Genomic DNA, 7,541 nt, shown 5'->3' with positions numbered 1-7,541 from the left:
TGGATATGAAAGGAAATTTTCGCAGGGGGGATCCCCCCTGACCCTTGAAAACCATTCCTATCCATTGTCCCAATGGATATCCTACAACCTTTAAAGATAATTACACAAACTTCTTGACGCTACCCTGTAGAGGGTAGAATCGGATGAATTAGGTATTCTTTTTCCCACTAACGCTTGCGAAAAAGGGTATTTAGGAAGAATGAAGTTCACTTTTTCCACTTGGGCTTGCCGCCGGCCGGTCCCGGCAGCCAACCCTGAATTTGAAATCTCAAACGGCTGCGCTGGCCAGTCAAGGACGGCATAGCCGTTTTGTTTCTTGTATATATAGATTGAACATGTATTCAGTTCCCTATGAACCTACTTGCATTCCAGGAGTGTAAAGTTGAGGATAAGTAAAATGCGTGGTAGTCGTGCTGAACCTGCGGCGGGTTCTATATTTTGCAGGAGGAAGCGCGAAAGCAGGGGGGCTAACCGAAATCGCGGGGGCATCCATTATATGGTACAGTTAAAAGACCTGAATTCAGGAGCGGTGATGAAATTGAAGCGAATCATTAGTCTTGTGCTGTTAAGCGCTGTGGTGTGGATCAGCGGCTGCAGCGGCAAGGACAATATTTATGCCGGGATTGAGAAGCAGGATATCAAAAGCATCAAGACTGCCAGGGAACTCGAGTATTTCTACGAATACAAGGGACATACGGATAACTGGGCTTCCACTTATTTCGTATAATTTGGGATCTTTCGGGGGCAATGGCCGGGTGGCAGATCAGGATTCTGTTGTGAAGATGCACGTGGAATGGAATGGGGGCGCGGAGGACATTGAATTGCTGCCTGAGCTTCAATAGCGTCACTGCACTCTCAATTCAGCTGGGACATATACTCATAAGCCGTAATGCCGAACATGATTTTGAAATGTCTGTTCAGATGTGTCAGATCGACAAATCCGTATTCGGTCACGGCGGCATAGACATCCTTGGTCCGCTCGATGGCTTGCTTGGCATGCTCCACCTTGCAGTTCAGGAAAAATTGATAGGGGGAGATGCCGGTATGGCTCTTAAACGCCCGGATAAACTGGTATTTGGAGAGTCCGAACTCCCGGCAGAGATCGTCCAGCTTCAGCACATGGTCTATGCTGCCGAACATCATTTCCTTCGCACGCTGCACAAGCTTATTATTTGTCCGCTGGGCAGTATCAATTTCTGTCCGCGGGATGAGGCCTGCCAATTTTACGAGCAGCTCGCTGCATAAAGCTTCATCCTTGCCCGTCTGGATGGCATAGCTAAGACGTAATATGCATGACGACAATCCGGAGTTATAGACAATGGGCGAAGAGAACCGCAATTCTTGGCCTCCCAGGATTTAGGAGAACAGCTCCGGCTTGATATACAGCATCACATAATCAATGCCTTCCCTGCCGTAGGAGCTGCCGTCATGATACTGTTCACGGTTGAACAGCATGACACCATTTTTATGGGAGGCCTGGTAGCTTCCGTCCAGGTTATATTGCTGAATGCCGCGCAGTGTTACGCCAAGCGCATATTCTTCGTGGCAATGCTTTTTGTAGGTGAAATCGGTAAAGCTTGCCGACAGGGCCAGGATATCCGCTGATTTGGCATAGTTGAACTTCTCCATATCACTCACTTCCAATGCCCTATAGAATTCCCGATACCATAACAGCGGAGTATACAAGAAACAGCGCCATAAAGATATTGATCAACCGATGCTGCTGCTGCAAGAATTTTCTGAAGATAGAACCGCATACCACCCAGGTCACAAATCCAGAAACCCGATAATGGTGATTACCAGCACAAACAGAAGCCACAATACAGTAGAGAATGAAGGATGCGATGTTCATAATGACCTCCTATACAGGTAGTCACATGAATATACACCCGGAAGTCTAATGACTATAGTATATTATTGCAGCGTCCCAAAAGGAATGCCCCGTCAATGGTCTGCAGGTCATTTTTTGTTTGAAATATAAGACTTTATATGTTTCACGCTTTACATTAACCTTATCTTTCAAAGAAAAGCCCGGAATCCGGGCTTTATGGAATTTGGAGTGTATCTTCTGCCGGCGCATACATGATTCGTCGCGGGTCAAAGGATTTTGAGCTATCACCGTCTGATAGACCTGTTTCGTAGGAAATAAGTAGTATACGACAGTCTCATTTCAGATATATAATTAATGCATTGAATGAAAATTATGTCAGGCGGTGTTGTGTGTTGTCGTGGGAGCCATTTGGGTATATGGGATTTTCAACTATTGAAACCATATCTGTCTACTGCCTAATAATGTCGTTATTTAGGTTTAAATTTCAAAGCTTCATATGGCAGGCATTGTTTATGGTGCTCCTAATCAATCTGCAGAGCTACATAATGAGGAATGAATTTTCACTGGCATATCTTGTTCCGCTGATTACAATCTTGTTATTCGCAGTATTTTTCAAGGTAGTAGTCAAGATTCCGTTAATCTGGTCAGTGGTTGTTACTGTGTTGGGTTATGTGGCTTATGCCTTTTTACAAACTGCACTGGCAAAACTGCTATTCGGGTCTATCGCAGCTGCTCAAGGCAATGCTTCCAATGGATATCTGCTTCAGTTTGCAAGTGGATTTATAACGATCCTGCTATCCATATGGCTTTATAAAATCGGTTGGGGATTTAAATTTGATTTCGAACGACTCCGCTTTAAATTCGAGGATGTATTGATGATTCTGTTAATCATCTTTTTCTTAATCTTCGTATCGGTAATATTTTATTATAATGATTTGTTTGTAAATATATTATTCTTTGCTGCGGTAACGGTATTTTTGCTCTATTATGCGATTCGCAAGGAGGCCGAGGAAGACAATGATTGACACTATTTCAGCAAGATTGGCAAGGGGTATCAAAAATACCGTACCGGAGCATCCAGCCTCGCTTGCAGTGCTTAAGTTCGCCATCGCTGTTGTTCTCAATGTAGCTTTTATTATTGCACTGACTCTGGGAGCTTCTCTGTTCACCGGGAATACAACAGAAGCGGCTTTGATTTTGATATCATTTGCCATGCTGCGCCAAGTGACCGGGGGTGTACACCTTAAATCAGGTACAGCATGCGTGCTTCTTACCACTGCACTATTTACTCTTTTATCATATGTGGATATGAACACTGCGTATGTACAGGTTCTGAATGTAACCAGCCTCGCGCTCGTGCTGTGGTTAGCGCCTATCGGAATTGAGCGTCAGACACGTATTCCCAAGCGTCACTGGCCAAAGCTTAAAGGAATTGCAGCAGCATTGATTATTTTAAATATCTTGTTTTGCTCACCAGTGATTGCAGCAAGCTTCTTTGTGCAATCCATTACTTTGCTGCTTACTTGGAAGGGGGTGAAATCCATATGATGAAGAATCTCAAGCGCAAAGCCGTTTACAGCCTGGCCTCTGCTTTATCGGGAATGGCTGCTTTGGTGGTAATTGTTACTACCAGCATTGTGTATATCAACCAACCGGAAGTACCTGAAGAACTGCTGAATTAGTTTGGAGGCTGTGTATGTGTATTATAAGCGCAACTAAAGATGTTGAGGGGCGATCCGGGCTTGTGTCTGTGAGCGGGGATGACATCATATTCCTTGGCACGGACAGTTCTTCAAGCATTATATTATTGCACACGCTGAGTTCCGTGTTTTACACAACCGGCACGCTGAAATATTGGACAAGGGTTTTAAATGCATCAGGGTATACGTTTTACCTTGCGGATCGCAATAATAGTATAAACATACGGAATATCGCAGAAATTAATAACCTTTTGAAGATTGCGTACTTTGAGAGGGAACGGACAAAGGATTCTAAATATTGCACGATGTCCAAAAGCGGAATCAAAAAAGTTTGTCAGCTCGTGAGAGAATTAAATCCAACAGTAGTGTTCAATTAACAGCTGCCCTCCGGGTAGCTTTTTTTTCGTACCGGTATGCCAGTCACCGACCCTAAGAGCTGCTGGATTTTGGTCTGCGGACGCTGGTATGATATATCGTGGGCATTAGGACTATTTGGGACAACATCTGAAATAGCCAGCCCACACCTGTACAGCCGTATATTATGGGTCAATGAACACAATGTAGCGGCGTTATCCTAAAGTGCCCATAACAGGCCCGAAAGAGAACCTCAACGACCTGTTCGTGTTTTTTTGCCCAACTTGGAGGGACCAGCAGCCGTGATGCTTAACCATCTGTTTTTTCACATCCATTACTGCAATTTCAGAGCCATGAATGACACCCGGAGGCCTTCAAGCCGGATCCGCCGGACTCTGGATCATCATGAGCTTGTGTTTGTCAGCGCGGGCAAGGGCAGCATTGTGATTGACAGCAAAAAGTATGCTTTCACAGCAGGAATGCTGTTCTACCTCACGCCGGGCCTGCCTCATACAATTAAGATGGATGTACGGGAGCCGGGCGTCTTTCAGACGGTTCATTTCAGCTATGCCCATGTGGGATTTCAAGAAGGGGAATGGTCGGTCAGGGCTGAAGCGGAGAATCTTCCTCTGCAGGCGGCACAGAAGCTGAAGGATTACTACCAGGTGGAGGAGCAATTCCACAAGCTGGTTGAGGGCTGGAATGCCAAGCTGCCGGGGTACAAATATGTGTCCAAGACTAACTTCCAGCAGCTTCTGATCGCCATTTACCACAATACCAAAAAACAAAATCAAAACTATGCAACCTCCTTGAAAGTGGAGAGATTGATTGAGTATATGCGTCAAAATGTGCACCGCAAGGTAACCTTGACTGAACTATCGGAGCAGGTGCAGCTGTCATCCACTTACCTCTCGCGGGCATTCAAAGAGATTACCGGATATTCGATCATCGGGTTCTTCAACCAATTGAAGCTGGATGCAGCGAAGGAAATGCTTCTGGGCGGTGAACTGAAAGTCAAAGAGGTGGCCGGGGCGCTTGGCTTTGCGGACGAATTCTATTTCAGCCGGATATTTAAAAAGACAGAAGGGATCAGCCCTTCGGAATTTCACAGCAAAAATGTCCATGGAGTCTAAGATTGTGCATGGTCTGGAGGCGTTCCTGCTGTTAGCATGAGGATATTATCGTGAAGCAGAAGGAAGGCCGTCAAGAAATGCCGATTTGGAAAAGAAATCTGATTGTCTGCTGGTTTGGAGTCTTTGTTACAGGGGCGGGCATGAGCCAGATCGCACCGGTATTGCCGCTCTATATCAAACAGCTTGGTGTGGGGGATGCATCCTCGATTGCCCGATTTTCCGGAATCGCTTTTGGAATCACCTATGTGATATCCGCATTGTTCTCGCCGGTATGGGGGCTGGCGGCGGACAAATTCGGCCGGAAGCCGATGCTCCTGCGGGCAAGCCTGGGGATGGCGATAATCATCGGGAGTATGGGATTTGCCCGCAATGTCTATGTGTTGATCGGACTCCGTTTGCTGCAGGGTGCAGTCACCGGCTACGGTACAGCCTGCACTACACTCATTGCTACGCAGACGGATAAGGAGCATGCGGGATACGCTTTGGGAACACTTTCAACCGGAAGTATTGCGGGCTCTTTGCTGGGACCGGCCATCGGCGGTTTTATTGCGGAGAATCTGGGGCTGCAAAACACCTTTTTTCTAACCGGCGCCCTGATGCTGACCGCCTTTGCTCTGACTGCATTATTTGTACGGGAATCCTTTGTCCGGGAGGAAAAGCGGGCGCTCCGTTTGCAGGAAGTCTGGAGCAGTGTGCCTGAGAAAAGCTTGACGGTTACCTTGTTTGTGAGTTTTTTCGTGCTAACGGCAGCTCTGTATACGGTGGAGCCGGTCATGACGGTCTATGTGGACCAGCTGTCCGGCAGCGGCAGCCATATCGCTCTGATCGCCGGTCTCACGTTCTCGGCTTCCGGGCTGGCGAACATCCTTGCCGCTCCAAGGCTTGGCAGGCTGTCGGACCGGATCGGGGCGCACAAGGTGATATTGGCGGCGCTTATCGCGGCAGGGCTTATCTTTATCCCCCAGGCCCTGGTGCAGAATCCCTGGCAGCTGATGGGCCTGCGCTTTTTGCTTGGGCTTGCAGCAGGCGGGCTTATTCCTTCGGTGAACATTCTGGTCAAAAAAATTACACCGTCTTCTCTTACCGGCAGGGTGTTCGGACTGAACATGTCGGCGGGATATCTGGGGATATTTGCCGGATCGGTGCTGGGCGGGCAAGTGGCAGCCTGGTTTGGCATCCGCTATGTATTTTTTATCACAAGTTCTTTGTTGCTGATCAATGCGGTTTGGGTTTATTTCAAAGTGTATAAGACACTTCATATAAATGAGTTGGCTATATACAGCAAAGCAGATGAACAGGAGTTGGGTATCTGATATGGAAAATGCAAAATCGGCGGAGCTTGAAGAATTGAAGGCAGCCACAACGGCGCTGGTGGTCATTGACCTGCAGAAGGGGATTGCCGGCAGCGGCCGTGACCTTTTTCCTTATCCGGCGGATCAGGTGATCCGGAATGCCGAGAGTCTGGTGAAGGCTTTTACCGAAAAAGGCGCGTTCGTGGTTCTTGTAAGAGTTGCAACAGTCGACGGGAAGGACATGCTGAAGCCCAAAACGGATATCAAACCAAGTCCGGCGCCCTTCCCTGAAGGCTGGGATCAGATTCTGCCGGAGCTGGCCGGGTATCCGAACACATACACACTCACCAAACATCAGTGGGGAGCATTCTTTGGGACCGGTCTGGACCTTCAGCTGCGGCGGCGCGGGATTCATACGATTGTGCTTTGCGGCGTGTCCACCTCCATCGGTGTCGATACGACCGCAAGAGAAGCCTATCAGCTGGGTTATAATCAGGTGTTTGCAGAAGATGCCATGGGCGCTTCCAGCCGGGAAGAGCATGACTATGTCTGTAAAACAATCTTTCCCCGGATCGGCAAGATACGGACGAGCGAAGAAACGGCCGCAGCCTTGAAATGACAACCAGACCGGGCAAATGCCATAATGCGGGTGCTTGCGAATGAGAATCCGTTTGGTGCTCCGCTCTATCTGCAAGGATCTGCAGTGAAGAGAGAAGCGAGGGTGACTCCGGCTATGCTGCGGGTTGCCTTTTTTTTGGTTCAGTAACAAAGTTCGGGTGAGAACTTCGCTTTGGTCCATAAACCGCAGATCCTGGCGGACCTTAATCCTGTACTTTGTGATAGGAATAACCCTTCTGCAAGCGGTGCAGCTCCAAGCGGGTACGTACATTTGTTATAGAAGTCAACTGTGTAAAACTTGCCGCCCTGATGACAAGAGGGCAGAGGGGGACCAGCTAAAAACTTGATTGTTGTCAGGTTCAGTGCTTGCGGTGGGCTGCACCAGGCTCGAAGTGGAAAAAGTAACACTAATCAAAGATTTTTCGGGTCCCTTAGCAGCATAAAGTGGAAAAAGTAACACTAATTTGATTGAATTAGTCTCCAGCCAGATGGCGTAAAATAGTATGTGTAAGGATCGGGGAGTCTAGTAAACGACAAAAAAGTAGGGTATCCTTGGGATTGCAAAGTCACCAAGAAAAGGAGCCCTACTCAATGACCAGTATACAACAAAACC

The 7,541-nt window shown here is 47.6% G+C and carries 9 protein-coding genes and 1 pseudogene; 8 read left to right on the top strand and 2 right to left on the bottom strand.

Translation table 11 applies throughout. The features are described 5' to 3' along the window. Positions 1-496: 496 nt before the first annotated feature. On the top strand, positions 497-727 hold the full coding sequence (locus HYD27_RS31490; protein WP_219221722.1) for a hypothetical protein: 231 nt from the start codon (positions 497-499) through the stop codon (positions 725-727). A gap of 128 nt (positions 728-855) precedes the next feature. Here the strand turns inward: HYD27_RS31490 and HYD27_RS31485 are convergent. Both HYD27_RS31485 and HYD27_RS31480 read right to left on the bottom strand, forming a co-directional pair. Continuing rightward, positions 856-1,629: pseudogene (locus tag HYD27_RS31485) on the bottom strand (helix-turn-helix transcriptional regulator). Between the two features lie 19 nt (positions 1,630-1,648). Then, positions 1,649-1,852 carry a hypothetical protein gene (locus tag HYD27_RS31480; RefSeq protein ID WP_219221721.1) on the bottom strand — a complete coding sequence of 68 codons (204 nt, stop codon included), beginning with the start codon at positions 1,850-1,852 and terminating at the stop codon, positions 1,649-1,651. Between the two features lie 524 nt (positions 1,853-2,376). Between HYD27_RS31480 and HYD27_RS31475 the strand changes: the two genes are divergently transcribed. From HYD27_RS31475 to HYD27_RS31445, 7 genes are all read left to right on the top strand, one after another. After that, positions 2,377-2,856 carry a hypothetical protein gene (locus tag HYD27_RS31475; RefSeq protein ID WP_219221720.1) on the top strand — a complete coding sequence of 160 codons (480 nt, stop codon included), beginning with the start codon at positions 2,377-2,379 and terminating at the stop codon, positions 2,854-2,856. After that, positions 2,849-3,379, top strand: coding sequence for an accessory gene regulator B family protein (locus HYD27_RS31470; protein ID WP_219221719.1), 531 nt, complete (start codon positions 2,849-2,851; stop codon positions 3,377-3,379). The genes HYD27_RS31475 and HYD27_RS31470 overlap by 8 nt, the downstream gene beginning before the upstream one ends. Next, positions 3,376-3,513, top strand: a complete 138-nt coding sequence (locus tag HYD27_RS31465) for a cyclic lactone autoinducer peptide (RefSeq protein WP_219221718.1) — start codon at positions 3,376-3,378, stop codon at positions 3,511-3,513. Before HYD27_RS31470 ends, HYD27_RS31465 begins: the two co-directional genes overlap by 4 nt. A gap of 14 nt (positions 3,514-3,527) precedes the next feature. Next, positions 3,528-3,908 carry a LytTR family transcriptional regulator DNA-binding domain-containing protein gene (locus HYD27_RS33045; protein ID WP_219221717.1) on the top strand — a complete coding sequence of 127 codons (381 nt, stop codon included), beginning with the start codon at positions 3,528-3,530 and terminating at the stop codon, positions 3,906-3,908. Positions 3,909-4,190: 282 nt separating this feature from the next. After that, positions 4,191-5,018, top strand: a complete 828-nt coding sequence (locus HYD27_RS31455; RefSeq protein WP_220101824.1) for an AraC family transcriptional regulator — start codon at positions 4,191-4,193, stop codon at positions 5,016-5,018. Between the two features lie 77 nt (positions 5,019-5,095). Then, on the top strand, positions 5,096-6,331 hold the full coding sequence (locus HYD27_RS31450; protein WP_219221723.1) for a multidrug efflux MFS transporter: 1,236 nt from the start codon (positions 5,096-5,098) through the stop codon (positions 6,329-6,331). A gap of 1 nt (position 6,332) precedes the next feature. Beyond that, the gene (locus HYD27_RS31445) at positions 6,333-6,929 is read left to right on the top strand and encodes an isochorismatase family protein (protein WP_219221715.1); all 597 of its coding nucleotides are present in this window, start codon (positions 6,333-6,335) and stop codon (positions 6,927-6,929) included. The last annotated feature ends 612 nt before the right edge of the window (positions 6,930-7,541 follow it).

The organism is Paenibacillus sp. S150 (assembly GCF_019352175.1).
Taxonomy (GTDB): domain Bacteria; phylum Bacillota; class Bacilli; order Paenibacillales; family Paenibacillaceae; genus Paenibacillus_AQ.
Note: the sequence above shows the minus strand (reverse complement) of the source record. Positions and strands in the feature narration are given on the sequence as shown.